This window comes from Gemmatimonas sp., from assembly GCF_027531815.1.
Classification (GTDB): Bacteria; Gemmatimonadota; Gemmatimonadetes; order Gemmatimonadales; family Gemmatimonadaceae; genus Gemmatimonas.
Map to the genome: position 1 here is coordinate 16326 of NZ_JAPZSK010000017.1, position 26984 is coordinate 43309.

Genomic DNA, 26984 nt, shown 5'->3' on the forward strand with positions numbered 1-26984 from the left:
GTGCCGACCGTTGGCGTGAACCCCCAACCGCTCATCGGTGTCCAACTCCCCGTGACGTTTCCCGCGTTCTCCGGGTTAGCGGCTGTGCACCCACCACACACCGACCACCCCGCTACCGCCGACGCCGAGCTCGTCCGCCAGGTTCTGGCCGGACGGACCGAGGCGTTTGCGCAGCTCGTGGACCGGCATCACGCGCGCTGTCTCCGACTGGCGACGCATCTGCTCGCCGACTCCGACGAGGCGGAGGATGTGGTGCAGGAGGTGTTCCTGCGCGCATACCGGCACCTGGGCAACTACCGCGAGCGCGACAAGTTCGGCGCCTGGCTCACGCGCATCCTGGTGAACCAGTGTCGCACGCGGGCCTCCCGGAACGCGCGTTACGTGGCGCTCGATCCCGACGTGCACACCGCCGATCTGGTGGTGAACCCCGGTGACGACGACGTGGCCCGCCGCATCGAACTCGCGCGCGCGATGCAGCAGCTGGGGCCGGAACAGCGCGAAGCGCTCGTGCTGCGCTTCACCGACGAACTGAGCTACGACGAAATGGCGACGATCACCGGCGTGGGCGTCTCCGCCCTCAAGATGCGTGTGCAGCGCGCCTGTGCCCGTCTCCGCACCCTGCTGACGGAGCGTACTGCCACATGATGTCCGGTCCCTTCTCCCCCAATCACGACGACGGGACGGCCGGCACCCTCCCGGGATGGATGGGCGACGCCCTGCGCGCGCCCGTGGCCTCGCGCCCCGAAGCCCGTGCCCGCATCATGGCGCAGGTACGGGCGCTCCCCGCCCCCCATCGGCTGTCGGTCCCGCTCGTGCAGCACGCCTCGCGCTGGCGTCGGCGCGGCTCGGTGACCGGCCTGGGCGGCGCGCTGCTCACCGCCCTGCTCACGATGGCCGTGGGGGTGCGGCAAGGCGACCGTGTTGCCCTGGCGCAGCGTGTGCACCCCACCGCAATCATCGTTGGCGACAGTGCCGTTCCGGTGCGCGGGGCCGACTCGCTCGCGGCCATCGTGAGCGGTCGCCTGCTCGACACCATGAAAGTGGTGGACTACGTGGTGCGGGGCACCAACGTGCAGCGCGTGCAGGTGCAGCACGCCGTGCGGGACCCGCGCGCCAGGGATGCACACCCGGTACCCTTCCACCCCACCCGGCTCACACGCGTCTCCGTCAATGAGTGGCGCGTCCGTGCGCTATTGCCGCGCGATGCGGTGGCGGTATCGTTCAGCGTCAACGACCTCACGCTCGATCCCGTGCCGGTGCGTACGGGGAGTGCCACGCTCTAGTCGGACCCGCCTGGCACGGCCCGGCACGACCCGGAGCGCTGCGTGACACCACGTGCGACGCCGGACACGTGGTCATGCTCACCAAGGCGCTGCGCGACTAGACCCCCGGTCTCTCACACTCCCCTCTCCCTCGCACACATGCTTTCCCCCATTGTGGCTGGCGTCTGGCGCATGGCCTCCTGGAACTGGTCACCGACGGAACGGCTGCGCTGGATCGAGCAGTGTCTCGAGCTTGGTGTCACCAGCTTCGACCACGCCGACATCTACGGCGGGTACACGGTCGAAACGCTGTTCGGCGAAGCGCTGGCGCTGGCGCCATCGCTCCGGCAGCGCATGCAGCTGGTCACCAAGTGCGGCATCCAGCTGCGCGCCGCCGCACGCCCCGCCACGCGCATCAAGCACTACGACACATCGGCGCGGCACATCGTGCACAGCGTGGAGCAGAGTCTCATGCAGCTGCGCACCGACTCCATCGATCTCCTGCTGCTGCACCGCCCCGATCCGCTCATGGACGCCGATGAGGTGGCCGCAGCCTTCGAGCAGCTGCGCCGCCAGGGCAAGGTGCAGGCGTTCGGGGTGTCCAACTACACGCCGGCGCAATTCGAACTGCTGCACGCGCGCACGCCACTCGTCACCAATCAGGTGGAGTGCCATCCGCTGCACCGCGCACCCCTCTTCGACGGCACCTTCGATCAGGCGCAGCGGCTGCGCGCGCGCCCCATGATCTGGTCACCGCTGGCCGGGGGGGCACTGTTCAGCAGCGAGGCCGAGGAGGCCATGCGCGTGCGCGGGGTGCTCACCAGCATCGGGGCCCAATACGGTGTCTCGGCGGCGACCATCGCGTTCGCCTGGTTGATGCGCTTGCCCAGCAAGCCGTATCCCATCGCCGGCTCACGCCGCATCGAGGCGATGGCAGAAGCCGTGGCCGCCACGCGCATCTCGCTCGAGGTGCAGGAATGGACGGAAATCCTCACGGCGGCGACCGGCACGGACGTCCCATGAGCAGCCGCGAACAGGCAGCAGGGGGCGGGAAGCGGGGAGCAGGGTGCAGGAAGGCACGCGATGTGTTCTCCCTGGCACTGCTCTGTGCCGTTTCACTCGCGCCAGCCGGCGCCCAGCAGGCCCCCCTCGGCGGATGGCCGCAGCATTCGCGTGCACGCCCTGCGCCGCCGGTCGTCACGCCGGGGCCGTACGTGCAGGCACTTCCGCCCAAGGACGCCGTCGTGCTCTTCGACGGCAGCTCGCTCGATCGGTTCATGATGAGCGACAGCAGCCGCGCCACGTGGCGCATTGCCGACGGCGCGCTGGAAGTGGTGCCGGGCACCGGTACACTCATGACCCGCGAGGCGTTCGGTGATGTGCAGCTGCACATCGAGTGGATGTCCCCCAATCCGCCGCGTGGACGTGATCAGGATCGCGGCAACAGCGGCGTGTTCTTCGGCGGCGGCCGCTACGAAGTGCAGGTCCTCGATTCGTATCGCAACGCCACCTACCCCGACGGGCAGGCGGCCTCCCTGTACGGGCAGTTTCCACCGCTCGTGAACGCCAGTCGCCCGCCCGGCGAGTGGCAGACGTACGACATCACCTATCGTCGACCGCGTTTCTCCGCGAACGGCAAGGTCCTGTCGCCAACAATCCTCACGGTGATCCACAACGGCGTGCTCGTGCAGGATCATCGGGCACTCGTTGGTCCCACCACCAACGGCTCGCGCGCACCGTACGAACGGCACGACGACCGCCTGCCGCTCATGCTGCAGGACCACGATCACCCGGTCCGCTTTCGCAACATCTGGCTGCGCCAGCTCGAACCGCTCCCCGACGAAACGGTGCAGTACCGTACGCCGCAGGGTGATGTGTTCCGCGCGCTGCCCACCACGCCGGCCATCACCACCGCCCGTGCGGCCCTTGGCAACGACTGGGGCAACACCGACAAGGTCATCGCCCTCGGGGTGGCCCAGTCCGGTGCCCGGCAGTTCCGCGACGCCATTGCCACCTTCACGCGCGGCCTGCAGAACACCTCGGCAACGCAGCGCCCAAAGGATGCGGCCATGCTGCTGCGCTGGCGTGGACACCGGTACCTGTCGGTACGGGAGTTCGTGCGCGCCAACGCCGATCTCACCCGCGCCCTGCAGCTCGATAGCACCAACTACGGCGCGCTCTTCCATTTGGGCGTGCTGCGCTTCCGCGAAGGGCGCCACGCCAACGCCGCCGCGCTGTTCGCACGCGCGCAACCTCTCGCGCCCGACGGCGGCGAACGCGCCGGCAGCACCGATTGGTTGTACATGTCGCTCGCGCGCGCCGGCCGAGTCAGCGAGGCCAACGCGATGCTCGCGAAGCGCCTCGATCAGCAGCCCGACCCCAGGCCGGCGCCGCCCGGGTACGCCTACGTCACGCGTCTCAGGCTCTACCGCGGCGAGATCACCCCCGAGCAGCTCATCACGGAGAACGACACCGACGAGGTGAACCTCTCCACGCTCGCATACGGGCTTGGCAACTGGTATCTCGTGAACGGCGACAGCGTCAATGCACGACGTGCCTGGGAGCGTGCCATCAACAGCGGCGGCTGGCCGGGGTTCGGCTTCAATGTGGCGGAGGCGGAGCTCCGCCGGCTTGGCGGAGCAGGGACGCGGAGATAAGGAGACGCAGGGATGTCGATCGTGGCGTGTGGCGTCTGCGGTTTTCCGCCGCCACCGCGGACCCCCGGCACGGCCATCAACCCAGCCACTCCTTGAACAGCGTCTCGTCCACGCCTACGCACAGCTTGTTCTGCAGGCGGACCAGGGGCTGCTTCAGCAGATACGGTTCCTCGGCCAGGATCGACAACCACTTTTCCTCGCCGTAAAGCGCCGTCCGCAGCCCCAGGTCAGCGAACCGCTTCGACTCCCGGTCGAGGATGGCCTCCACGCCGAACTTCTGCGCGAACCGCTTCAGCTCCCCCAGCGACGCCGCACGCTCCGCCAGATCGACAAAGTGCGTCTTCACCCGTCGTTCGGCGAAGAAGCGCAGCGCCTTGCGGGTATCGGCGCTCTTTTTTGTGCCAAAGATTTGGACTTGCAGGTCGGCTGGCGGCATACGCACCAAAAAGAGGAATGGACGCGGCGACCCCTGCGCCGCAAGTACATCCGTGAAACATGGCGTTTCCCTCCGACGTATCAACTCAGTGCCCAGTTCTCCGTCCGGGCCCGCACCGTCCCTTGTTCCCACAAGACCAATGCCGCTTTCCGTGTCCCCGTCATCCTTCCGTTTCCGATGGATCGCCCCGGTAGCGGGTGCGCTGACCGCTTCGCTGGCGCTTGCCAGCGCCGCCACCGCTCAACGGCCCGCCCCAGCCGCCGGCGGCGCACGCCCGACCGCGGCCGCCGCCGCGCGCAGTGCGCCGGAGAAGGTGACCACCGTGGAAGGGATTACCGAGTATCGCCTGGCCAATGGCCTCAAGGTGCTGCTCTTCCCCGACCCGTCACGCGCCACGGTCACCGTCAACATCACGTATCTCGTGGGCAGCCGCCACGAGGGCTACGGGGAAACCGGCATGGCCCACCTGCTCGAACACCTCGTGTTCAAGGGCAGCACACGCCACCGGGACATTCCCAAGGAGCTGAGCGAGCGCGGCGCTCGCCCCAACGGCACCACGTGGTACGACCGCACCAATTACTTCGAGACGGTCGCCGCCACCGACGACAATCTCGACTGGGCGCTCGACCTCGAGGCCGACCGCATGGTGAACTCGTTCATCGCCAAGAAGGACCTCGACAGCGAGTTCAGCGTGGTACGCAATGAATTCGAGATTGGCGAGAACAGCCCCAGCCGCGTTCTGCTCGAGCGCATCATGAGTACCGCCTACCTGTGGCACAACTACGGCCAGAGCACCATTGGCGCGCGCAGCGACGTGGAAGGCGTGCCCATCGAACGCCTCAAGGCGTTCTACCAGCGCTACTATCAGCCCGACAACGCGGTGCTGGTGGTCGCCGGCAAGTTCGACGAAACGAAGACGCTGCGCCTCATCCAGCAGAAGTTCGGCGCCATCCCGCGGCCGGCACGCTCCCTGGCGAAGGGCAACCTGCTCTACCCCACCTACACGCGCGAACCGGTGCAGGATGGTGAGCGCCTCGTGACGCTCAAGCGTGTGGGTGAAGAACAGCTGGTGGGCGTGGCCTATCATGTGCCCGCGCTGGCCCACGCCGACAATCCCGCCGTGCAGGTGCTTGCTGGCGTACTCGGCGATCGGCCGAACGGCCGCCTCTACAAGGCACTGGTGGAGAGCAAGCTCGCTGCGGAAGCGGGGGCCTTCACCTTCGATCTCAAGGAGCCGGGACTGCTGTTCGGGCAGGCCAACCTGCGCGTCGAGCAGAACCTCGACACGGCGCGCGCCGTCATGCTGCGCACGATCGACGAGGTGGTGGCCAAGGCACCCACCGACGAGGAAGTCAACCGCGTGAAGGCCGGGCTGCTGAGGCAGGTGGAGCAGCTGCTGGCCGACCCGGACCAGGTGGGGCTCACGCTCACGGAGTACGAAGCGTCGGGCGACTGGCGTCTCTTCTTTCTCACGCGTGACCGCATCGAAAAGGTCACCGCCGCCGACGTGCAGCGCGTGGCCAAGGCCTATCTCAAGCCCGACAACCGCACGGTAGGGATGTTCGTGCCCACCAAGACCCCCGATCGCGCCGAGATTCCCGAAGCCCCCAACGCCGGCGAGCTGCTGGCCGGTTACAAGGGGCGCGCCGCCGTTGCCGCTGGCGAAGCCTTCGAAGCCACGCCAACCAATCTCGACAAGCGCACGCGTCGCGTGAAGCTCCCCAACGGCATGTGGCTCTCGCTGCTCCCCAAGAGTACGCGCGGCGGCAACATCTTTGCCGATCTCACACTCCGCCACGGATCGCTGGAAACGCTGCAGAACCGCGCCGTGGCCGGCCAGCTGGTGGGCGCCATGTACAGCCGCGGCACCACGCTGCGGTCGCGGCAGGCGCTCAAGGACACGCTCGACAAGCTCAAGGCCACCGTGCAGCTCAGCAACAGCGGCACCGCCACGTCGGGAAGCGTGCAGGTGAAGCGTGAGGCGCTGGTACCCACGCTGCGGCTGCTGGCCGAGATGGTGCAGAAGCCGGCGTTCGACAGCACCGAATTCGAACAGCTGCGCACGCAGCAGCTGGCCGGGATCGAGGCGGGGAAGAGTGAGCCACAGGCCATCGCGGTGACCGCCTTCCAGCGGCGGCTGCGTCCGTTCCCCAAGGGGCACCCCGAGTACACGCCCACCATCGAGGAATCCATTGAGGCGCTCAAGAGCGTCACGCGCGCGGACCTCGTGAAGTACCACGCCGACTTCGGTGGTGCGCAGGCCGGCGACCTCGCACTCGTGGGGGATTTCGACCCCGACAGTGTGGTCACGCTCGCTCGCGAACTGTTCGGCGCCTGGACGGCGAAGTCGCCGTGGAAGCCGCTGCCGCGCCAGTTTACCGCCACCGACAGCGGCACGACGGTGTTCGAAACGCCCGACAAGCAGAACGCCATGTTCATGGCCGCGCAGACGATGCCGTTGAGTGACAGCGACCCCGACTACGCCGCCATGCTGGTGGGCTCGCAGATCATGGGCGGTGGCTTCCTCAAGAGCCGCATGGCCGACCGCATGCGCCAGAAGGACGGCGTGAGCTACGCGGTGGGGTCACAGTTCCAGGCCCGCCCGGTGGACCGGGAAGCCTTTGCCTTCACCTTCGCGCTCTATGCGCCGCAGAACGTGGACAAGGTGGTGACCGGCTTCAAGGAGGAGCTCGCGAAGCTGCTCGAGGGGGGCATCACGCAGGAAGAACTTGATCAGGCCCGCACCGGCTGGCTGCGTGAACAGCAGCAGCAGTTCGCCAACGACAACGAAGTGGTGAGCACGCTGGTGGTGCACCGCCGCTGGGAGCGCAGCTACACCACCTACGAGGCGAAGCTCGCCGACCAGATCGGCAAGCTCACGGTGGCCGACGTGAACGCGGCGCTGCGCAAGTATCTCGACCCCAGCAAGACCTTCATCGTGCGCGCGGGTGACTTTGTCGGCGCGAAGAAGAAGGCGGCAGAAGAAGAAGCCAAGAAGAAGGAAGCGGCGAAGAAGGGCTGAGTCGCCTAGGCGACCGGTGCAGGACCCGCTTCCGCGAGGGCGCGTTTCGCATCGTCGAACGCGCCCTCGCTGCGTGAGACCACCAGCGTGGCCACGCCATTGCCGATGAGGTTCGTGATCGCGCGCGCCTCACTCATGAAGCGGTCCACCCCCAGCAGGAGCGCCACCCCTTCCACCGGCACCGTACGCGTGGCCGCCAGCGTACTCGCCAACACGATGAACCCCGACCCGGTCACCCCAGCGGCCCCCTTGCTGGTGAGCATGAGAATGCCGAGCAACGTAAGCTGTTCGCTCACCGGCAGGTCGATCCCGTACACCTGCGCAATGAAGATCGCCGCCATCGACAGGTAGATGCTGGTGCCGTCGAGATTGAACGAGTATCCGGTGGGAATCACCAGCCCCACGACCGGCTTGGCACAGCCGTACGCTTCGAGCTTCTGCAGCATGCGCGGCAGCGCGGCCTCACTGCTGGACGTGCCCAGCACCAGCAGGATTTCGTCCTTGATGTAGCGAATGAAGCGCAGCAGACGGAAGCCGTACAGGCGGCAGATGCCCCCCAGCACGATGAAGATGAAGAGCGCCATGGTGACGTAGACGTCGAGCATGAGGCGGCCGAGTGGCAGCAGCGTCTTGAGCCCGAAGGCGCCCACGGTGTAGGCCATGGCGCCGAAGGCGCCGATGGGCGCAATCACCATGACCATGGCCACGATGCGGAAGAACACCGCCTGCAGACGCACCAGCAGATCGGCGATGTCGCGCCCCGCATCGCCCACGGCGGTGAGGGCCACCCCGAACAGAATGGCGAAGAACACCACCGGCAGCAGGTCACCGCTGGCGAACGCGGCGAAGATGTTGCTGGGCACGATGTGCAGGAAGAACTCCAGCATGCTCTGCTGCTCGCCGGCCTTCACGAACTTGCTCACGTCGCCCTTGGCGAGCGCGCTGATGTCGAGTCCGGCCCCAGGCTTGGTGACGTTCACCACCACCAGACCGATGGCGAGGGCGAAGGTGGAGACGATCTCGAAGTAGAGCAGCGCCTTGCCACCCACGCGCCCCAGCTTGGACAGGTCGGCCATGCTGGCGATGCCGTGCACGATGGTGAGAAAGATGATCGGGGTGATCACCATCTTCACCAGATTGATGAACGTGTCGCCGATGGGCTTGAGCGACTTGGCGATGTCCGGCGCCACCACCCCGAGGATGATGCCAAGCGAGACGGCAACGAGCACCTGAAAGGTCAGGTTGCGGACGATTCTGTTGAGCACGCAGGGAGGGGGCGTGGGGGGCGGGTAACCGGTTGGCCTAGTGTAACACTTAGATTCCGACTTCATGGGCCCGTCGACCCGATCTCCCAACCATCCGCCAAAGTCGTATCGCCCGGCCTGGTGGCTTCCCGATCCGCACACCGCCACGCTCTGGGGCCGTCTGGGCCGCCGGGAGCCGCGTCTGGCGCTGCACACGGAGCGGTGGGACACCCCCGATGGCGACTTCGTGGAGCTGGTGCGTCAGGAGGGCGCGCACGGTGCCACCAGTCCGCGGCTGCTGCTGTTCCACGGCCTCGAGGGCGGGGCCCACTCGCATTACGCCCGGGCCATGTTCCGCGAGGCCCGCGCCCGTGGCTGGGCCGCCGACCTGCTGCTCTTTCGCACCTGTGGTTCTGAGCCGAACCGCCTGGCGCGCAGCTACCACTCGGGGGAGACCAGCGACCCTCGGTGGGTGGTCGAGCAGATCGTGCAGGCCTATCCGGAGGCGCCGCTCGGTCTCGTGGGCGTGAGCCTTGGCGGCAATGTGCTGTGCAAGCTGCTGGGCGAAAATGGCGATGATCTGCCGCCCGAGGTTCGGGGGGCCGTGGCCATGTCGGTGCCCTTCGACCTGGCGGCCGCGTCGCGGCACATCGGGCGCGGCTTCGGCGCGGTGTACGAGAAGTTCTTCCTCAAGTCGCTCATCCCCAAGGCGCTCGCCAAGATTGCCCGTCACCCCGAGTTGGCGTCGCTGCGCACCGTGGCCCGCGCACGCACCCTGTGGGAGTTCGACGATGCGTTCACGGCGCCGCTGCACGGGTTCGCCGACGCGGCCGACTACTATGCGCGCGCCAGCTCGCTGCCGTTCCTGCCAGGTATCCGGCGTCCCACGCTGCTGCTGAGCGCGGTGGACGACCCGTTCCTGCCCCCGGCGGTGCTCGACCGGGTGCGGGCGGCGGTACAGGGGGTGGCGGCCGTGGAGCTGGAGTTCCCCGCGCGCGGCGGACACGTGGGATTCACGTCGTACACCCGCCCGTGGCGGCCGTGGTACTACGGCGAGTGGCGGGCGGCGGAATTCCTCGCGTCCCGCTTCGATCAACGGAACGGACCCGTTGATCCACGGGCACCGTAGAAACAGCTCGCCGAAGTACACGGAGCAACGGAGACACGGAGAACTGATGGTTGTCCCCGTGTCTCCGCGCCTTCGTGGGCTCCGACGAGCTCTTCTGTAAGTACTTTCGGAGTCTTGGGTTTTGGGTCGCCTCGATTTTCTTGAGAGGCTGGTCCACCCGTCCGTCACCCCGTCGCCTTGCCTGCCGTGTCCGTCGTCGCCGTGGTCTCACTCGTCCTCTTCGTCGCCGGTCTGCTGCTCGGCGTGACCGCCATGCTGCACGGCACCGAGCGCCCGGTGGCCCCCACGGTCGCGCCGCACGAGCGCCGCAGTGAGCATGACCCGGCCGCGGAGCCGTCGCCGGTAGCCAACCGGGCATCACTCGCGGCGCTCGCCTTCGGGTTCGGCCTCACTGGCTATCTCGCAGACCGCTCCCTCGGCTGGCCCTGGTGGGGCGCGCTGCTGGCCGCCCTTGCCGCCGGGGGCGCGGCCTTTTCCCTGCAGTCGCTGCTCATTGCCCGATGGGCGATTCCGCGTGCGCGCGCCGACGAGCCCGACCCCCGGTATCTGCTGCAGGGCACGCTCGCCCGTGTCACCCGCGAGGCAGACGGAAACGAAGCTGGCGAGCTCGTCTATGAGCTGGACGGGCACCAGTGCGTCCTGCCGGTGCGTTCGCTCGATGGGTCGGCGCTCAGCGTGGGCGACGACGTGGTGATCGACCGCGTAGAGGATGGCGTGGCGTTTGCCGAACTGTGGGCCGCGGTAGAGCAACGACTCTAGAGGAGAGTCCCATGCCTGGACGCTGGAGCTGGACCGATGCCTGGATCTTCATTGCCGTCATTTCGGCGCTCCAGCTCAGCATGTTCGTACTGCTCACGAAGATCTACCTCGTGATGCTCCCCGAGGGCGAAAACTGCCCCGTGTGCGACTGCGATACGCTCTCCATGGAACGCTCGGGATGGCGCCGCCTGCTTGGGGGACGCTTCCGTCACAGCTGGTGCATTGACTGCGGATGGGCTGGGCTGCACCGGCGCAGCGATGCCTGGATGGCCCAGCACCGCCCCCGCTGGCGCCCCTTTGCGCGTCAGCTCCCCGCGTCCATGACGAAGAGCCGCAGCCACGCGGGCCAGTTGCCGCTCAACTCGAAGAAATCGTCGTAGTACACGAGGCCATGGTCTTCGAGCTGGGCGATGAGGTCGGTGAGGGTGTCGTCGCCGACCAGCGGCCCAATGGCGATAAGGCCGCCCTCCACGCGAAACTCGTTGTCCGTGAGATTGAGCGCCTCGTCGACCTGCGCGCGCGTCAGACCGACGCGCTCGAACGCGCTTTTCGTGATGAGTAGCGTGGGCGCGGTGTGCGAGATGGTGATGGGCATATGGCAAGTTACAAGGGAGGGAGCGGGAAGCAGGGGGTCAGGTTGAAGGTGGTAGGTGCCTTCGTCCTTCTGCCTGATACCTTCCCCCTGCCCCCTCCCCTGTAATTTGACGCATGTCCTCCGACCGCATCCCCTCCCCCACCAGTGCCTCCCTCGAAGCGTCGTTCGATGTCATCGTCGTGGGGGGTGGACATGCGGGCACCGAAGCTGCCGTGGCCGCGGCGCGGTGCGGGGCGCAGGTCGCGCTCATTACCGGCGCACTCGAGCAGATCGGCCAGCTCTCCTGCAACCCGGCCATTGGCGGCATTGCCAAGGGCACCGTGGTCCGCGAGGTCGATGCCCTGGGGGGGATCATGGCGCGGGCCACCGACCTCGCGTCGGTGCAGTTTCGCATGCTCAACCGCGGCAAGGGCCCGGCTGTGTGGGCGCCGCGGGCACAGTGTGATCGTGGTCTGTACCGGCGCGCGGTGCGCACGCTCCTCGAAGCGCAGCCCAACCTGCTCACCATGCAGGGCATGGTCGCGCGCCTGCTCTTTGACGAGAACGCGCGCGACGGTGACCGTCGGGTCGCCGGCGTGGAGACCGCCGAAGGTCGGCGATTTGGCGCGCGCGCCGTGGTGCTCACCACCGGCACCTTCGGACGCGGCACCATGCACATCGGCACCGGGACGCGCATCAGCGGCGGCCGTGCCGGCGAAGCGCCCAGTGTGATGCTGGGCGAACAGCTCGACGCGGTCGGACTCGACACCGCACGCTTCAAGACGGGCACACCGCCACGCATCGATGGACGCAGCGTATGCTATGGCACGCTGGAACAGCAGGACAGCGAGATCGAGGCGTTCGACTATTCGTGGTCGCACTTCTGGACCACCCCGCGCGTCACAGGCAACGAACACGGCGTGCGCTCGCGGCATCCCGTGCAGATGCCCTGCTGGATCACGTGGCTCGAAGGGCACGGCACGCAGCTCATAGCCGACCACATTGCGGAGTCGGCGATGTACGGCGGTGCCATCGCCTCGCGCGGGCCCCGCTATTGCCCGAGTGTCGAAGACAAGGTGGTGAAGTTCCCGGACAAGCATCGGCATCAGCTCTTTCTCGAGCCGGAGGGACACGACACCACGGAGTTGTATGTGAACGGGCTCTCCACGAGCTTGCCCGCGCCGGTACAGCTGGAGGTGATGCGCACGGTGGCGGGACTCGAGAACGTGCGCATGACGCGTGCCGGCTACGCGATCGAATACGACTATTACCCGCCCACGCAGCTCGACGCCTCACTCGCCTCGCGCGCCATTCGCGGGCTGTACTTCGCCGGTCAGGTGAACGGCACGACCGGGTACGAAGAGGCGGCCGGCCAGGGGGTGATCGCGGGCATCAATGCCGCGCGCAACACACAGGCTCGCGAGCCGCTCGTGCTGGGACGTGAAACGAGTTACATCGCCGTGCTGGTGAACGATCTGGTCACGCGCGGCGTGGACGAGCCCTATCGGCTGTTCACGTCGCGCAGTGAGTTCCGCCTCACGGTGCGTCAGGACAACGCGCTGGCGCGGCTCGGGCCCATCGCCGAACGCGAAGGGCTGCTCAGCGATGGCGAACGCGCGGTGATGGCCACGCGGCTTGAGGCCGTACGCGAAGCCATCCGGCTCGCCGAACGAACCAGCATGCCCCCCGAGATCGCCGACCCGGTGCTGGAAGCGGTCGGGTCGCGGCCTCTGCTGCACGCCGTGCGCGCCGCCGAACTGGCCAAGCGCCAGGATGTCTCGCTGCAGGCGCTCCTCGAGGCCGTTGGGGTTGGAGCCGATCTGCCCGGCGATGCCGTGGTGGGCGCGGAGCTGGAGATCAAGTACGCCGGCTACTTCGAGAAGGAGCGCAGCCGCGCTGCTCGCCTGGAGGCACAGGGAATGGTTCGCCTCCCAGCTCATCTCGAATACGAGTCACTGCTGACGCTGTCCACGGAGGCCCGCCAGAAGCTGGCTCGGCTTCGCCCGGGCACCCTGGCACAGGCAAGCGCGATTCCTGGCATCAGTCCGGCGGATCTGCAAAACCTCCTGATGGAGCTGCGGAAGGCGCGCGCATCTATATAGTACAGGGGCGAACGAACACGACACGGGAAACCCGAACTCACGTCCCGGAACTGATCCGTTGAGGGTAGGGAGTTTGGGTTCTGCGTGCTGGGTGTGCCCACGTCACACCCTCCCCGAACGCTGAACACCCGACGCTGGACCCTGAGCGGGTGTCGCTGTCAGTTCACCACGCGAACGAGCGGCATTGTGCGGGCGGCTGACGGCACGCCCGTTCAGGGCTGGGGGTCGTGCGTGAGGGGTGGTGGGCGGGTTCGGGAATGACCCTCGGAAAACTACTGGCATTATACTGGCGCTAGTAGCGTCATCAAGAAGCCAGCATGGAACATGCGAACTTCGGTTACGAACCGGTGTCTCCGTTGGTAGGATTGCGAAGACCCTCAACCAGTCGGCCGAGTGGCCGGGAGACATGATGGCGATGCACGTGGAGCGAACGGAGCAGCCGATCCGGAGCACCCTGCTGGCGATGGCGGCGGGTGCGGTGGCCATGACGTTGATGAGCGCCGGCTTGGCGCATGGCCAGCAGCCGAGCGTCCCGCAGCCGCCCACGATTTTCGTGTCGGGGCGTGGTGAGGTACAGGTAGCCCCCGACCGGGCGCGGGTGCAGGTGGGCATGGAAACCCAGGCGCGCACGTCGCAGCTGGCCGCGCAGGAAAACAACCGGAAGCAGGCGTCCATTCTGGCGGCCGTTCGCAAGCTCGGCATCGCCGACGCAAACATCCAGACGCTCAACTACAGCGTGAGTCCGGTGCAACGCTACGACGAGAAGCTGCGCCGAGTCGTGATCGATGGCTACCAGGTCACGAACATCGTGCAGGTGGAGACGGAGCGGCTGGAGTTGGCGGGGCCGATCATCGACGCGGGGCTGTCGAACGGGGCGAACCGGGTGGCCGGGCTCGACTTCATCGTGAAGGACCGGGCGAAGGCACAGGATCAGGCGCTTACCGATGCCGTGACGTCTGCTCGCCGCCAGGCGGACGTAGCCGCCCGGGCCGCCGGCGGCATGATCGTCGAGCTCATCGAGCTCACGATCAACGAATTTGAGCGTCCGGAGCCGCGCGGCATGGTGGCCATGGCGATGAAAGCTGAAGCCGCCGACGCGCCCGCACCGATTGCCTCGGGCACCAATACCATCAGCGTGAGCGTGGGCACGCGCTGGCGCTTTGCCAAGAGCCCCTGAGGCTCCCGCAGGGCATGTGCGCAACTGTTTCACGTGAAACACCGTGATCTTTCCGCTCTGGCAGCGGAGGAAGCCCGCGGACCTGCCCCTGCAGCAGGGAAGCCGCGGGCTTCTTCGTTGCTCCCTCGATCAGTTCCCCCGCTGGTGACGCCGAACTGATGTGGGGAGAACCGGAGAACCCGGGAAAGGGAGGACGCTGGCCGCCGTGACCACATTTGCTGCAACAGCTCTGCTGCAACAGGTTTGCCGCGGAAGGTTCAAGGGCCCCCAGTTTCTCTGTTTCTCCGATTCTCCCCCGATCAGTTCCCCCCGCCGGTGACGCCGAACTGAGGTGGGGAGAAACGGAGAACCCGGGAAAGGGAGGGCGGTGGCCGCCGTGCTCGGAGTTGCCGCGACAGGAGTGCCGCGGAAAGCTCACCGGACACCCAATCATCTCCCTTTCTCCGATTCTCCCCCGATCAGTTCCACAGCGCGGGTTCCCCACCCGCTAGCCAACGCCGAGCCAGGCCATCGGGCCGCGTTTCACGTGAAACCCGTAAACGGCGGGAGGGGCGGCTGGAATTTCGCCGCGCACCATGGTGAGCCGCACCGGATCCTCCTATACTTCGCCTCCCGCGAACCCCTCTCTCAGCCATCCCCGTGGGACGCATCCTCGCCATCGCCAACCAGAAGGGCGGAGTCGGCAAAACGACCACCGCCGTAAACCTCGCCGCCTCCCTCGCGGTCGCGGAGCAGCGCACGCTGCTCATCGACGCCGATCCGCAGGGGAACGCCACCTCCGGCTGTGGCATCAGCCGAGACGACTTCACCGCCAACACGTACGACGTGCTGCTGGGTGAAGCGACCGTCGATGAGGCGCTCGTGCGCGGGGTGCAGTTTCGTCATCTCGACGTGCTGCCCACGACTCCGGACCTCGCCGCGGTGGAGGTGGAGCTCGTCGATGCCGACGATCGCGTCTCGCGCATGCGGCAGGCGTTGGCTGGGGTGCGTGACCGCTATGACTTCATCCTCATCGACTGCCCACCCAGCCTGGGGCTCATTACCCTCAACATGCTGGTGGCGGCTGACGCCCTGCTGATCCCCCTGCAGTGCGAATACTACGCGCTCGAGGGGTTGTCGCAGCTCATGGAGACGGTGCAGCGCGTGCAGGAGTCGCTCAATCCGGCGCTCGCGCTCGACGCGGTGCTGCTGACCATGTTCGACCCGCGCCTCAACCTGTCGAAGCAGGTGGCCGCCGACGCGCGCACGCACTTCGGCGACCTGGTGCTCCAGACGGTCGTGCCACGCAACATTCGGCTGGCCGAAGCACCCAGCTTTGGCAAACCGATCGTGGTGTACGACGTGGCCTCGGTGGGCGCCCAGGCGTATATGGCCGTGGCGCGCGAGCTGATCGAGCGCGCCGCGCATTCGGCGCCCGCCGCGGCGCCCGCTGAGAACACCGGGCCCGCCGATGTCCCCGTGGAGGGCGCCCCGTGACCCCGGAACCACCGCGCCGTCTGGGCCGCGGGCTCGATGCCCTGCTGGCCCGACGAGAGCCTGCCAAGACCGCTCCCGCCCCGGGCGCCGGCGCGACCGGGGCAGGGACAGCGGACACTGCGTCCGCAGCAGCCGCCATGTCGCCGTCCGTGTCGCCCCCCGTGGCGACCGCGCCGGCGGACGACGCCAATGCGGCCGGCACCCTGCGCACGCTCAAGCTGTCGGAGATTCGCCCCAATCCCTTCCAGCCGCGAAAGGAATTCCGACCGGATGAATTGGCCGACCTTGAGAACAGCCTGCGCACCAATGGGCTGCTCCAGCCCATCACCGTGCGTCCAACTCCTGGCGGCAGCGGGTACGAGCTGATCGCCGGCGAGCGGCGCTACCGCGCGGCCAGCCGGCTGGGGTGGACGGAGATCCCGGCGTTGGTGAAGCCCGTCGACGACCGCATGCTGGCGACGCTGGCGATGATCGAGAATCTGCAGCGGGCCGACCTCGATCCGATCGAAGAAGCCGACGGATACCAGCGCCTCATCGACGACTTCGCGCTGACCAACCAGGAAGTGGCCGACGTGGTGGGCAAGGACCGCTCGACGGTGGCCAACGCCCTCCGCCTGCGGCAGCTCCCCGCCAGCGTGCGCCGCCTGCTGCAGGACAAGCAGCTGACGGCCGGTCATGCGCGAGCGCTGCTTCCCCTCGCCACAGAGCGGGCCATCGTGGACATGGCGCGCGACGTGGTGGCGAACGGCTGGTCGGTGCGCGAAGTCGAGCGTCGGGTGCACGCTGGGCGCCCCAAGCCGCCTGCTGCCGGAAAGAAAGCGGACGCCTCGGCCGCTCCCACCGGGGGGGCGTCAGGCGCCGTGGTGCGGCAGATCGAGGAAAAGCTGCGCCGGAAACTGCAGACGGGCGTGTCCATTCAGTTGACAGCGAAGGACAAAGGCGAAGTACGCATCGCCTTTTTTTCCAACGACGACCTCGAGCGCCTGCTCGAGGTACTTGGAATCGCCCTGGATTGAATCACACAGGCGCCACAAATGCGCCACTATCAGGACAAAAACCATGATCGAGACGCTTTCGCGTTCGTTCGGTCGCCGAGCGGCCCTGTTGGCCCTCGCGGCAGCGGCCGTGGGCTGCGGTGGTGGTGAGCGGTCCGGCAGCGCTGACAGCACTGCCGGCGGTGTCCCATTCAAGGTGGCGCTGCTGACGCCTGGACCGATTTCCGACAAGTCGTGGAACGGCGGGGCCTACGCGGGGCTGACCATGCTGCGCGACTCGCTGGGCGCGCAGATCTCGCATATCCAGACCAAGACCCCTGCCGAGTTCGAGGAGAACTTCCGGCAGTACGGGGCGCAGGGGTATGCCATGGTGGTGGGCCATGGCTTCGAGTTCCAGGACGCCGCCTCGCGGGTGGCCCCCGCCTATCCGCAGACCCGCTACATCGTGACGTCTGGGCGGGTGGTGGGGCCCAACCTGGCGGGCATTGCCTTTCTCTTCGAGGAGGCCTCGTACCAGGCGGGCATGATTGCCGGCGCGATGACCACCAGCAACAAGCTGGGGCTCATTGCCGGCACCGAGCTCCCACCGGTAAAGGCCAGCTTCGAAGCCTTCGCCCGTGGTGCCAAGGCGATCAATCCCAAGGTCGAGATCATCACCTCGTACATCGGCAACTGGGACGATGTGAGTGCCGGCAAGGAGCAGGCGCTGGCGCAGATCGCGCGGGGCGTGGACGTCATCTTCCAGAATGCCGACGCCGCTGGGCTGGGCATCTTTCAGGCAGCGAAGGAGAAGCGCGTGTATGCCTTCGGCACCAACGCCAACCAGAATGACGTGGCGCCAGACGTGATCATCGGCAGTGTGGTGATCGACCTGCCGCGGGCCTTCATGCGTATCGGGCGGGAGGTGCAGGGCGGAACCTTCCGGGGGCGCGTGATCAGCCTTGGCGTGAAGGATGACGTGGTGCGACTGGTGCTCAATCCGGCGCTCGCCTCCCGCGTCCCGTCCGCCGCCAAGGCCGCTGCGGACAGCGTGGGAGTCTTGCTGCGTGACGGGCGCTTCGACGCGGTGAAGGACCTCACGATGGGCGCCGACAGCGCCAGGCCCATCGCCTCGCCCGCCCCGAAGAACTGAGGTATGTCCACCCCATCGAAGGACCGCATTCTGGCGGCGGCCACCGGGAACGGTGTGGCCGGGGCCCACGCCCCGCTGTGCGACATCGTGCGCGCGCTCGACGACGAGCTGCGCACCGCCGAGCTCCCCGATTATGCCGGTGCCATGAACGGGCTGCAGGTGGCCAACCGCGGCACCGTCACCAGGGTGGCCGTAGCCGTGGATGCATCACGCGCCGCGATCACCGAAGCGGCGATCTGGGGTGCCAACCTGCTGATCGTGCACCATGGGCTCTTCTGGGGTGGAGCGCAGCCGCTGACCGGCGTGGCCTACGAGAAGTATCGCGCCCTTTTTGGCGCCGATATCGCCGTCTACGCCACGCACCTGCCACTCGACGGGCACGCTGAGCTGGGCAACAACGTCCGCCTGGCGCATGCGCTCGACCTCGCCCCCAGCGGCGGTTTCGCCCGCTACAAGACCTTCGATGTGGGCGTGATGGGCGAAGGTCAGCTGCCGACTGCCGAGCTCGTGGCGCGCGTGGAAGCCATGGTCGCGCGCTACGGGGGAACGGTGCGGACATCGGTGGAGGCGGCCGGTCGCACCACGCGTCGCTGGGCGATCTGCACGGGGGGCGGCGCGAACAGCGAGACACTGCGGGAAGCGCGTGAGCGCGGCATTGACACACTCATCGTTGGAGAAGGTCCCCACCACACCACGGTGGAGGCGATCGAGCACGATCTGTGTGTGGTGTACGCCGGCCACTACGCCACCGAAACGTTGGGGGTGCAGGCGCTCGGTGCTTGGCTCGAGCAGCGTTTCGGCCTGCCGTGGACGTTCCTTCACCTCCCGACCGGTTCGTGAGCCATTCCGGGGCGCCCGCCGGCGCGGCACCGGAACACGGGCCGGACGCTGGCGGGGCGCCCGCGTTCGCCCGATCCGCGTCCGTGACGCCGCTCCTGCTGCTGGACGGCCTGTCGCATCGTTTCGGTCGCGTGGAGGCGCTGCGCGGCGCGGCGCTTACCGTTCGCCCGGGGACGGTGCACGCGTTGCTGGGGGAGAACGGCGCCGGAAAGAGCACCCTCATGCGCGCCGCCTTCGGCCTGCTCCAGCCCGATCGGGGGGAGCTGCGCTGGAAGGGGGCTCCGCACCGGCTCGCATCCCCAGCCGCCGCGCTGCGTCTGGGCATTGGCATGGTGCACCAGCATTTCACGCTGGTGCCGGCGATGACCGTCGCGGAGAATGTGGCGCTGGGGGGGCATGGCCGGTTCGACCCCGCACAGGCGGCGGCGCGGGTGCGCGAGGTGGCCACGCGGGCGGGACTCACACTCGACCCCGACGCGCGCGTGGGGACGCTTCCGGTTGGCGCGCAGCAGCGCTGCGAAATCGTGAAGGCGCTGGCCCGCGACGTCGAACTCCTCATCCTCGATGAACCCACGGCCGTTCTGGCCCCTGGCGAGGCGGCCGAGCTGCTGGCCTGGGTTCGGCGCTACGCCGATGCGGGAAACGCCGTGGTGCTCATCACGCACAAGCTGCGCGACGCGCTCGCGGTGGCCGACGACGTGACCGTACTGCACCGGGGGCGGACCGTGCTGACCACGCGCGCCGCCGACAGCTCCCAGGAGGCACTGGCCGCCGCCATGATCGGTGACGCCGCGGCGGGACACGGGAAGGCGGGTCACGGAAACGCGGGTCACGGAAACGCGGGTCACGGGAACGCGGGTCACGGAAACACGGGTCCCGCCACCACGGGTCCCGCCGACCGCGCTGCCACAGTTGGCCCGAGCAGCGCCGCCCCGGTGGCGACCGGGCGCGTGGTGCTGGCGCTCGACGGCGTGACGGTGCGCGATGCGCGCGGCGTCCTGCTGCTGCGCGAGGTGACCCTCACCGTGCGCGCCGGCGAGATCGTGGGCGTGGCCGCGGTGGAGGGCGCCGGCCAGCATCAACTGCTGCGCGTGCTCGCCGGCCGCATGGCAGCCAGCACCGGACGCGTGCAGCGCCCGGCACGCGTGGGGTTCGTGCCGGAGGACCGGCATCGCGATGCGCTGCTGCTCGACGCGCCGCTCTTCGAGAACGCCGCCCTGCGCGGCGCCGGCGCACGGCGTGGGCGCATGCCGTGGGCGGCGCTGCGGGCGCATACGAGCGCCCTGCTGGCGCGTCACGATGTGCGGGCGCCGCACGCCGCGGTGTCGGCACGCACGCTCAGCGGCGGCAATCAGCAGAAGTTCGTGCTGGGACGTGAGCTCGCCGACGAGCCGGAGGCGCTCGTGGTGGAGAATCCCTCGCGCGGACTCGACTTCATGGCCACCGCTGCCGTGCAGTCGGCGCTGCGCGCCGCCCGCGATGGCGGCACGGCCGTGGTGGTGTACAGCAGCGATCTCGACGAGGTCCTCCTGCTCGCCGACCGCGTGGTCGTCATGTATGCCGGTCAACTCACCGAGGTGGCGCGCACGCGCGAGGCCGCCGGACGCGCCATGCTGGGGAGCGCGCGCTGATGCGCGGCAGCGCGCGCGCCCTCGCGCAGCTGGGGATCGTGCTGCTGGCCGCGCTGGCGCTGTTGTCGCTCCTGCTCGTGGCCACCGGCCATGCGGTGGGCCCCGCACTGGCCGCGCTCGTGCGGGGCGCCTTCGGCTCGTCCTACGCCATCACCTCGGCCACCATCGTGCGCATGATCCCGCTGGGGTTTGCGGGACTGGCGGTGTCGCTCGCCTTCCGCGCCGGCATTCTCAACATCGGCGCCGAAGGCCAGCTGCTCATGGGGGCGGCGGCGGCGGCGGCTCTGGCGGTGCCTCTGGCGGCGGCGCCGGCAGCGGTCGGCATTCCGCTGCTGCTGACCGGGGGCGCGGTGGCAGGTGCCGCGTGGGCGGCAGTGGCGGCCCTGCTGCGTCTGCGCTTTGGCGTGCTGGAAGTGATCAGCACCATCATGCTCAACTTCGTGGCGCAATACCTGACCGGGTGGCTGGTACGCGGGCCGTTGCAGGAGCCCACGCGCGTCAATCCGCAGTCGGCCTCGCTGCCCAGCGCGCTGCAGCTGCCGGTGCTGCTGGAGGGCACACGGTTGCATGTGGGCGTGCTGCTGCTGGTGGTGGTGGCGTTCGCCACGTGGTGGTGGCTGACACACACGGCGAGCGGTTTCCGTGTGCGCGCCGTGGGGATGAACGAAGCGGCCGCACGCAGCGCCGGCGAAGTGGCCGTGGGGCGCACGATTGCCGGCGCGTTCGTGGTGAGCGGGCTGCTGGCTGGTTTGGGAGGGGCGGTGGAATACACCGGCGTCACGTACGCCCTGTACGAGAATTTTTCGCCGGGGTACGGCTACACGGCCATTGCGGTGGCGCTGCTGGCACGGCTGCATCCGCTGGGTGTGCTCGGTACCGCGCTGCTCTTCGGCGCGCTGGAGGCCGGCGCCAACGCGATGCAGCGTGACGCCGGCGTCCCGAGTGTGGTGGTGAGCGTGGTGGAGGCCGTGCTGATTCTGCTCATCGTGGGCGCCGATCGCTGGTCGGACCGACTGTCAGCGCGCGCGGAGGCGGCCACCTGATGCAGGAGAGCAGCGTGCTCGCGATCGGCGGCGGGTTTCTCGAGGCCACGGTACGCACGGCCACGCCGCTGGCGTTTGCGGCGCTCGGGGAGTGCGTCAGTGAACGCGCCGGTGTCATCAATATCGGCCTCGAGGGATCGATCATCGCCGGCGCTCTGGGCGCCACGGTGGCGGCCGGTGTGCTGGGTGTGGGAGGCGGCTTCGCGGTGGGGGCCTTGGCCGGACTCCTGGTGGCGGCGCTCTTCGCCTGCTTCACCGTGGGGCTGCGCGCCGACCAGATCATCACGGGCACGGCGATCACCATGTTCGCCCTCGGCCTCACCGGTACGCTGTACCGCTCGATCTTTGGCGCGGCCGGTGTGGCGCTGGACACGCCCACGGCCGGCGTGGTGCGCATTCCCGGCCTGGCGGAGCTGCCGCTGGTGGGGGGCGCCCTGTTCGCGCAGCCGCTCGCCACGTATGTCGTGACGCTCCTTGCCTTCGTGCTCGCGTGGTACATGGCGCGCACGCACCAGGGGCTCGCGCTGCGCGCCATTGGCGAGTATCCCGACGCGGCCATTGCCGCCGGCATCACGCCGCGCCGCTATCAGGCGCTGGCGGTGCTCTTTGCGGGCGGCATGGCGGGGCTGGCCGGCGCCACGCTGGTGCTCGCGCAGGCGGGCACGTTCGTGGAGGGGATGAGTGCGGGGCGTGGGTTCATTGCCATCGCCATCGTCGTGCTCGGGCGCTGGCGCCCTCTTGGCGTGGCCGCGGCGGCGCTGCTCTTCGGTGCGGCCAACTCCCTGCAGGTGCTCTTCCAGAGCATGGGGTGGCAAGGCGTGCCGTATCAGCTGTTTCTCGCCCTGCCGTACCTGCTCACGCTGGTGGTGCTGGCCGGCGCCAGCGGGCGGGCGGCCGCGCCCGCCGCGCTCGGCCGGCGGTAGACCGAACGGCCAACTGACAACGCGCTCTCACCAGCGACCGGGCAGGGGGTCGCGTATCTCAGGCGTCAACCGTTCACGTCGGCCGTTCGCGTCCCCTTCACTCTCCAGTGCATGCTTACCATTCGCACCCTCGCTCCAGCGCTTTGCCTGGGGCTGTTCGTCGGCCTGCCGCCGTTCCTCGCGGCGCAGAGCGGGCGCGCGCCGCGTGATGAGACCGCCGTGATGACCGCGGCGCGGGCCATTCATGCCAAGGTGCTGTCCATCGACACCCATGTGGACATCGCCCCGTCGAACTTCACGGCCAGCGGCCCCAACTACACGCAGAAGCTGCCGCGCACGCAGGTGGATCTCGTGAAGATGGAAGAGGGCGGCCTCGTGGGCGCCTTCCTCATTGTGTACGTGGGGCAGGACACCGCGCTCAACGCCGCCGGCTTCGCGCGCGCCAACGCGCAGGCGATCGAGAAGTTCGAGGCCATTCACCGGCTCACCGACACGCTGGCGCCGTCGCGCGCGGCGATTGCCTACACGGCGGCCGATGCGCGCCGGATCCACCAGAGCGGCAAGCGGGTCATCTTCATCGGCATCGAGAACGGCTTTCCCATTGGCAGCGACCTTGCCAACGTGCAGAAGTTCTACGAGCGCGGGGGCCGGTACATGTCGCTGGCGCACAACGGACACAGCCAGCTCTCCGACAGCAACACCGGCGAGCGCGACGGGGTGTGGCTGCACAACGGGCTTTCCCCGTTGGGCCGGCAGGTGATTGCCGAGATGAACCGGCTGGGCATGATGATCGACGTCTCGCACCCCAGCAAGCAGTCCATGCTGCAGACGGTGGCGCTCAGCAAGGCGCCCATCATGGCGTCACACTCGGGGGCCCGCGCGCTGTGCGGGCACAGCCGCAACATGGACGACGAGCAGCTCGACGCGCTCAAGAAGAACGGTGGCGTGATTCAGCTGGTGGCCTTCAACAGCTACGTGAAGTGCAACCCTGCGCGTGACGCCGAGCGGGCGGCCGCCATGGATGCGCTGCGCAAGGAGTACGGCATTGCCGCCGGCAACCGTATGGAGGTGCAGCGTGCCATCGAAGCGCTCCCCAACGATCAGCGCAACGCATACCTGGCCAAGCAGGAAGACATCATGGCCCGTCGCTACCCGGCCGACCCGGCGGCTACGGTGAAGGACTTCGCCAACCACATCGATTACGTGGTGAAGCGCATCGGCATCGACCACGTGGGAATCAGCAGCGACTTCGACGGCGGCGGCGGCGTGGATGGCTGGCGCAACGCCTCCGAGTCGTTGAACGTGACCGCCGAACTTGTGCGCCGCGGCTACACCGAGCAGGAGATCGCCAAAATCTGGGGCGGGAACCTGCTGCGGGTGATGGAGGCGGTGGAGAAAGCCGCCGGCAAGTAAGGGGCGACTGGCGGGGATCGCTGGAGAGATCGCGTGTGGGGCGGGGGAGTTCGTAGTTCGTGGTAATAGTCATCAGTCGTTAGTTGAACTAACCACTGAGAACTACCACTAACGACTACGAACTCCCCCGCCCCACACGCGATTTCAGCCCACGGCCCTTACGCGAAATCCCTCAAACCGCCTCACTCAACGACGTGAAGTTGAAATCCCTCACCTTCATGCTCGGCATCACCACGTCGCCGCCCTGCTCCGTGCCCGCCACCCGTTCGGCGCGACCCAGCGCCTCGAGATTGTTGAGCATGAACAGCGGCGATTCGTTGAAACGGAAATTGCGCAGACTCTTGGTGATCTTGCCGTTCTCGATGAGAAACGTGCCGTCGCGCGTGAGTCCCGTGTAGAGAATGGTGCGCGGATCCACTTCGCGCAGATACCACAGACGCGTGACGAGAATGCCGCGCGTGGTGCCCTTCACGAGGTCGTCCACGCTCTGGGTGCCACCCGCCATCTTGAAGGTGCTGGGCCCGCCGGTGGGGGTCTTGCCCTGCTTCTTGGCCCAGAAGCGCGAGTAGATGAGCTGCCTGAGCACACCGTTCTCGATCCACACCTGACGACCGAGCGGCATGCCTTCGAAGTCCCACGGGCGTCCCTGCAGCTGCGGATCGCTCGGATCGGAAAAGAGGGTGACGCGTTCATCCATGATCTTCTCGCCCACCTTGTTGCCGCCGCCTTGCTTCACGAACGGGCTGCGACCTTCATCGGCGCTGCGGGCATCGGCATACTGACTGATCAGCTGCACGATGTCCCCCACGGCCTGCGGCTCGAGAATGACCGTATACCGTCCCGGCTCGATCGCCACCGGATTGCGCGACAGCGTTGCCTTCTCGCTCGCCGTTTCCGCCACCCGGCGCGCGTCGAGCTGTGCCCAGTCGGCGTTGTCGGCCGCGGCCCAGCCACTCCCCGTGCCGTCGGTGGTACGCACCGTGAGCGTGTAATTCGCGTTGGTGCTGCGGTGGTACGCGAACATGCCCGTGCTGTTGCCGATCGCGAGCGCGCCCGCCGTGGTGACGAGGTACCCGGCGGCCTTGAGATCCCCCGCCTTGCGCGCGATGTCGAGCGCGGAGAGTGCGGCCTTCGCCCGATCCTCGGCCGAGAGATTCGCCGTGCGGTCGAACCACGCATTCACCGGCGCGTACTGCTGCGCCGCGAGCTGCGGCATGTTCTCCGGATCTTCCGGGGCGAGCCGCGCGAGGCGCTCGCTTTCGGCCACGGCGCGCGCAATGCTGTCGTCGGAGAAATCGTTGGTAGTCACCACGGCGTGACGCGCGCCGAAGAAACTCTGAATGCCGAGCTGTCCGTCGGTGGTGCTGCCCGCGGTGCTCACCTGATTGTCGGCGAAGCGGATGTTGCCCGCGGTGTACGTGTTCACCTGCACGTCGATGGCATCGGCCTTGGAGCGCTTGATCGCCTTCTCCACGATGGCCTGCGCCTGCTCGCGGGTGAGGATGGCATTGTTCGATTGCATTATGCCTTCCTCCCGGTGTTGATCACGTTGACGTTGCGGAAGCGCGCCGGCGGTGAGCCGTGCGACACCGCGTTCACCTGCGGCGGCTGCCCCTTGCCGTCGAAGAACGAGCCACCCAGCTCGTAGCTGCGCGCGCCGCCGATCATGTCCATGCTGTTCCAGAAGTCCGGGGTACGAATCTGATAGGCGACATCCTTGAGCACGCCGACCACCTTGCCGCCCTTGATTTCGTGATAGAGCTGACCGCCGAACTGTGCATTGAAGCGCTGCTGGTCGATGGAGAAGCTGCCGTCACCTTGAATGAGGATGCCGCGGTCGGTGGCGGCGATGAGATCGTTCATGGTGAGATCCTTCTCGCCGGGCATGAGCGACACGTTGGGCATGCGCTGGAATTGCACGTTGTCCCACCCCTGGGCGTACGAGCAGCCGTGCGAGCGTACGGGACGGCCGTTCTTTTCGTACCACCAGCGCAGCCACGGCGCCTGTTCGCGCGTGGTCTGGTAATCGTTGAACATGCCGTTCTTGACGATGAGGAACTCGTCGGGCTTCACGCCATCGTCGTCCCACCCAATGGTGGAGAGCCCGCCTTCCTGCGAACGGTCACCCTGGATGTTCATGAGGCTCGGGCCGTACTTGAGCGTGCCCAGCATCTTCTCCGGCGGCGCAATGAAGCTGGTGCCGGCGTAGTTGGCTTCGTAGCCCATCGCCCGATCGAGCTCCGTGGGATGCCCGATGCTTTCGTGAATGGTGAGCCAGAGATTCTGCGGGTCGAGCACGAGATCGTAGCGCCCCTGCTCCACCGGCTTGCCCGTGAGCTTCGCCGCGGCTTCTTCGCCCCACTGCTGTGCGTTCCCCACCAGATCGTTCGAGAGCACGTACTCCCAGCCGCGCGCCATGGGCGCCACCATGTTGCTGCGGTTCTGGAAGTCGGTGAAGTCGGCGCTCACGGCGGTGATCTGCATGGTGGGCCACGAGCGCACCACGTCCTGCTTCGTCACCGTGCCGTCGGTGTTCGCGTAGTTGCGTTCGTCCTTCACGAAGAAGAAGCCGCTGAAGACGTACTTCACGTTCTTGGCCTTCATGGCATTCGCGTTGGCCTTGATGAGCAGATCGGCCTTCTGCTCCACCGGCACCTCGAAGGGATCCTGCGTGAAGGCACTCTTCCAGTAGCCGTTCGTCACCGTGGGTGTGGGCAGCCACTCCACGCCATTCGTGCGCGCGACCTTGCTGGCCTTGGCAATGGCGACCGCCTCACGAGCGGCGGCGGCCGCGCCGTCGCTGGTGAGAATGCGCGTCGCCGCAAAGCCCCACGTGCCGTCCACCAGCGCGCGGACGCCGATCCCTACCGTGTCGGTGTCCACGACGTTCTGGATCTGCTGCTCGCGCGTGAACACGAAGTTCTGTCGCTGCCGGCTGCAGCGCACGTCGGCGTAGCTGGCGCCCGCCATTGTCGCCGCATTGAGCGCCGCGTCCATGAGCGCGCGCACGTTCGCGATGTCCTCGAAGGTCTCGAGGGTGCGCCAATCAGGGGCCGGGGCTGCAGTCAGCAGCCGTGGGATGCCGGCCAGACCACTGCCAGCCAGCAAGGCGCCGCCGAACGCGGTGCCGCCTTGCCAGAGGAAATCACGTCGGGAGGTCATGAGGGGG

The 26984-nt window shown here is 67.8% G+C and carries 23 protein-coding genes; 18 read left to right on the top strand and 5 right to left on the bottom strand.

Features of this window, described 5'->3' with window-relative positions:
- Positions 1 to 84: 84 nt before the first annotated feature.
- The 4 genes from O9271_RS16935 (at position 85) to O9271_RS16950 (ending at position 3919) form a co-directional block, all read left to right on the top strand.
- Positions 85 to 645: an RNA polymerase sigma factor gene (locus O9271_RS16935; RefSeq protein WP_298272331.1), complete on the top strand. Its 561-nt coding sequence runs from the start codon at positions 85 to 87 to the stop codon at positions 643 to 645.
- Complete coding sequence (locus O9271_RS16940) at positions 642 to 1283, top strand: hypothetical protein (RefSeq protein WP_298272333.1); 642 nt, start codon at positions 642 to 644, stop codon at positions 1281 to 1283. Before O9271_RS16935 ends, O9271_RS16940 begins: the two co-directional genes overlap by 4 nt.
- Positions 1284 to 1421: 138 nt before the next feature.
- Positions 1422 to 2285, top strand: coding sequence for an aldo/keto reductase (locus O9271_RS16945; RefSeq protein ID WP_298272336.1), 864 nt, complete (start codon positions 1422 to 1424; stop codon positions 2283 to 2285).
- Positions 2282 to 3919, top strand: a complete 1638-nt coding sequence (locus O9271_RS16950; RefSeq protein ID WP_298272338.1) for a family 16 glycoside hydrolase — start codon at positions 2282 to 2284, stop codon at positions 3917 to 3919. The genes O9271_RS16945 and O9271_RS16950 overlap by 4 nt, the downstream gene beginning before the upstream one ends.
- A 76-nt stretch (positions 3920 to 3995) precedes the next feature.
- Here O9271_RS16950 and O9271_RS16955 read toward each other — a convergent pair whose 3' ends face one another.
- The gene (locus tag O9271_RS16955; RefSeq protein WP_298272341.1) at positions 3996 to 4355 is read right to left on the bottom strand and encodes an ArsC/Spx/MgsR family protein; all 360 of its coding nucleotides are present in this window, start codon (positions 4353 to 4355) and stop codon (positions 3996 to 3998) included.
- 151 nt (positions 4356 to 4506) lie between these two features.
- Here O9271_RS16955 and O9271_RS16960 point away from each other — a divergent pair, with 151 nt between their 5' ends.
- Entirely contained in the window at positions 4507 to 7377 is a 2871-nt protein-coding gene (locus tag O9271_RS16960) for a pitrilysin family protein (protein ID WP_298272344.1), read from the top strand.
- Positions 7378 to 7382: 5 nt separating this feature from the next.
- On the opposite strand, the gene O9271_RS16965 is transcribed toward O9271_RS16960, so the two are convergent.
- A complete protein-coding gene (locus O9271_RS16965) occupies positions 7383 to 8642 on the bottom strand; it encodes a dicarboxylate/amino acid:cation symporter (RefSeq protein WP_298272347.1) in 1260 nt (419 codons plus the stop codon).
- Positions 8643 to 8706: 64 nt separating this feature from the next.
- Between O9271_RS16965 and O9271_RS16970 the strand changes: the two genes are divergently transcribed.
- The 3 genes from O9271_RS16970 to O9271_RS16980 all read left to right on the top strand — a co-directional run bounded on the left by O9271_RS16970 (position 8707) and on the right by O9271_RS16980 (position 10889).
- Positions 8707 to 9750, top strand: coding sequence for a hydrolase (locus tag O9271_RS16970; RefSeq protein ID WP_298272349.1), 1044 nt, complete (start codon positions 8707 to 8709; stop codon positions 9748 to 9750).
- Positions 9751 to 9936: 186 nt separating this feature from the next.
- Positions 9937 to 10509: a hypothetical protein gene (locus O9271_RS16975; protein ID WP_298272352.1), complete on the top strand. Its 573-nt coding sequence runs from the start codon at positions 9937 to 9939 to the stop codon at positions 10507 to 10509.
- Positions 10510 to 10520: 11 nt separating this feature from the next.
- Positions 10521 to 10889: a hypothetical protein gene (locus O9271_RS16980; RefSeq protein ID WP_298272355.1), complete on the top strand. Its 369-nt coding sequence runs from the start codon at positions 10521 to 10523 to the stop codon at positions 10887 to 10889.
- Here O9271_RS16980 and O9271_RS16985 read toward each other — a convergent pair.
- Entirely contained in the window at positions 10814 to 11104 is a 291-nt protein-coding gene (locus O9271_RS16985; protein WP_298272358.1) for a hypothetical protein, read from the bottom strand. The two genes, O9271_RS16980 and O9271_RS16985, sit on opposite strands and share 76 nt — an antisense overlap.
- Before the next feature lie 113 nt (positions 11105 to 11217).
- On the opposite strand from O9271_RS16985, the gene mnmG reads away from it, so the two are divergent.
- The 10 genes from mnmG to O9271_RS17035 all read left to right on the top strand — a co-directional run bounded on the left by mnmG (position 11218) and on the right by O9271_RS17035 (position 23815).
- Complete coding sequence (gene mnmG, locus O9271_RS16990) at positions 11218 to 13185, top strand: tRNA uridine-5-carboxymethylaminomethyl(34) synthesis enzyme MnmG (RefSeq protein ID WP_298272360.1); 1968 nt, start codon at positions 11218 to 11220, stop codon at positions 13183 to 13185.
- A 406-nt stretch (positions 13186 to 13591) separates the two neighbouring features.
- The gene (locus tag O9271_RS16995; protein WP_298272362.1) at positions 13592 to 14362 is read left to right on the top strand and encodes an SIMPL domain-containing protein; all 771 of its coding nucleotides are present in this window, start codon (positions 13592 to 13594) and stop codon (positions 14360 to 14362) included.
- A 639-nt stretch (positions 14363 to 15001) separates the two neighbouring features.
- A complete protein-coding gene (locus O9271_RS17000; RefSeq protein WP_343213935.1) occupies positions 15002 to 15838 on the top strand; it encodes an AAA family ATPase in 837 nt (278 codons plus the stop codon).
- A 137-nt stretch (positions 15839 to 15975) separates the two neighbouring features.
- Positions 15976 to 16854 (top strand): ParB/RepB/Spo0J family partition protein, encoded by an 879-nt coding sequence (locus O9271_RS17005; RefSeq protein WP_298272365.1) that lies wholly within the window; start codon positions 15976 to 15978, stop codon positions 16852 to 16854.
- Between the two features lie 43 nt (positions 16855 to 16897).
- Positions 16898 to 17965, top strand: a complete 1068-nt coding sequence (locus O9271_RS17010) for a BMP family protein (protein ID WP_298272367.1) — start codon at positions 16898 to 16900, stop codon at positions 17963 to 17965.
- 3 nt (positions 17966 to 17968) lie between these two features.
- Complete coding sequence (locus O9271_RS17015) at positions 17969 to 18805, top strand: Nif3-like dinuclear metal center hexameric protein (RefSeq protein WP_298272369.1); 837 nt, start codon at positions 17969 to 17971, stop codon at positions 18803 to 18805.
- Between the two features lie 83 nt (positions 18806 to 18888).
- Positions 18889 to 20436 (top strand): ATP-binding cassette domain-containing protein, encoded by a 1548-nt coding sequence (locus O9271_RS17020; RefSeq protein ID WP_298272372.1) that lies wholly within the window; start codon positions 18889 to 18891, stop codon positions 20434 to 20436.
- Positions 20436 to 21479: an ABC transporter permease gene (locus tag O9271_RS17025; RefSeq protein ID WP_298272375.1), complete on the top strand. Its 1044-nt coding sequence runs from the start codon at positions 20436 to 20438 to the stop codon at positions 21477 to 21479. The genes O9271_RS17020 and O9271_RS17025 overlap by 1 nt, the downstream gene beginning before the upstream one ends.
- Complete coding sequence (locus O9271_RS17030) at positions 21479 to 22402, top strand: ABC transporter permease (RefSeq protein ID WP_298272377.1); 924 nt, start codon at positions 21479 to 21481, stop codon at positions 22400 to 22402. Before O9271_RS17025 ends, O9271_RS17030 begins: the two co-directional genes overlap by 1 nt.
- A gap of 111 nt (positions 22403 to 22513) precedes the next feature.
- Complete coding sequence (locus O9271_RS17035) at positions 22514 to 23815, top strand: dipeptidase (protein ID WP_298272380.1); 1302 nt, start codon at positions 22514 to 22516, stop codon at positions 23813 to 23815.
- Positions 23816 to 23987: 172 nt separating this feature from the next.
- Here the strand turns inward: O9271_RS17035 and O9271_RS17040 are convergent, their stop codons facing one another.
- Together O9271_RS17040 and O9271_RS17045 are read right to left on the bottom strand one after the other, a co-directional pair.
- The gene (locus tag O9271_RS17040; RefSeq protein WP_298272382.1) at positions 23988 to 25337 is read right to left on the bottom strand and encodes a TldD/PmbA family protein; all 1350 of its coding nucleotides are present in this window, start codon (positions 25335 to 25337) and stop codon (positions 23988 to 23990) included.
- Positions 25337 to 26977, bottom strand: a complete 1641-nt coding sequence (locus O9271_RS17045) for a TldD/PmbA family protein (RefSeq protein WP_298272384.1) — start codon at positions 26975 to 26977, stop codon at positions 25337 to 25339. The genes O9271_RS17040 and O9271_RS17045 overlap by 1 nt, the downstream gene beginning before the upstream one ends.
- Positions 26978 to 26984 lie beyond the last annotated feature (7 nt).

Bases quoted from the DNA above. Each gene is read 5' to 3' on its own strand.
- O9271_RS16955 (WP_298272341.1), bottom strand. From the start codon at position 4,355: ATGCCGCCAGCCGACCTGCAAGTCCAAATCTTTGGCACAAAAAAGAGC.
- O9271_RS17025 (WP_298272375.1), top strand. From the start codon at position 20,436: ATGCGCGGCAGCGCGCGCGCCCTCGCGCAGCTGGGGATCGTGCTGCTG.
- O9271_RS16945 (WP_298272336.1), top strand. From the start codon at position 1,422: ATGCTTTCCCCCATTGTGGCTGGCGTCTGGCGCATGGCCTCCTGGAAC.
- O9271_RS17040 (WP_298272382.1), bottom strand. From the start codon at position 25,337: ATGCAATCGAACAATGCCATCCTCACCCGCGAGCAGGCGCAGGCCATC.
- mnmG (WP_298272360.1), top strand. From the start codon at position 11,218: ATGTCCTCCGACCGCATCCCCTCCCCCACCAGTGCCTCCCTCGAAGCG.
- O9271_RS17015 (WP_298272369.1), top strand. From the start codon at position 17,969: ATGTCCACCCCATCGAAGGACCGCATTCTGGCGGCGGCCACCGGGAAC.
- O9271_RS16985 (WP_298272358.1), bottom strand. From the start codon at position 11,104: ATGCCCATCACCATCTCGCACACCGCGCCCACGCTACTCATCACGAAA.
- O9271_RS16995 (WP_298272362.1), top strand. From the start codon at position 13,592: ATGATGGCGATGCACGTGGAGCGAACGGAGCAGCCGATCCGGAGCACC.
- O9271_RS16950 (WP_298272338.1), top strand. From the start codon at position 2,282: ATGAGCAGCCGCGAACAGGCAGCAGGGGGCGGGAAGCGGGGAGCAGGG.
- O9271_RS16980 (WP_298272355.1), top strand. From the start codon at position 10,521: ATGCCTGGACGCTGGAGCTGGACCGATGCCTGGATCTTCATTGCCGTC.
- O9271_RS17005 (WP_298272365.1), top strand. From the start codon at position 15,976: ATGTCGCCGTCCGTGTCGCCCCCCGTGGCGACCGCGCCGGCGGACGAC.
- O9271_RS17045 (WP_298272384.1), bottom strand. From the start codon at position 26,977: ATGACCTCCCGACGTGATTTCCTCTGGCAAGGCGGCACCGCGTTCGGC.
- O9271_RS17030 (WP_298272377.1), top strand. From the start codon at position 21,479: ATGCAGGAGAGCAGCGTGCTCGCGATCGGCGGCGGGTTTCTCGAGGCC.
- O9271_RS16970 (WP_298272349.1), top strand. From the start codon at position 8,707: ATGGGCCCGTCGACCCGATCTCCCAACCATCCGCCAAAGTCGTATCGC.
- O9271_RS16940 (WP_298272333.1), top strand. From the start codon at position 642: ATGATGTCCGGTCCCTTCTCCCCCAATCACGACGACGGGACGGCCGGC.
- O9271_RS17035 (WP_298272380.1), top strand. From the start codon at position 22,514: ATGCTTACCATTCGCACCCTCGCTCCAGCGCTTTGCCTGGGGCTGTTC.
- O9271_RS17010 (WP_298272367.1), top strand. From the start codon at position 16,898: ATGATCGAGACGCTTTCGCGTTCGTTCGGTCGCCGAGCGGCCCTGTTG.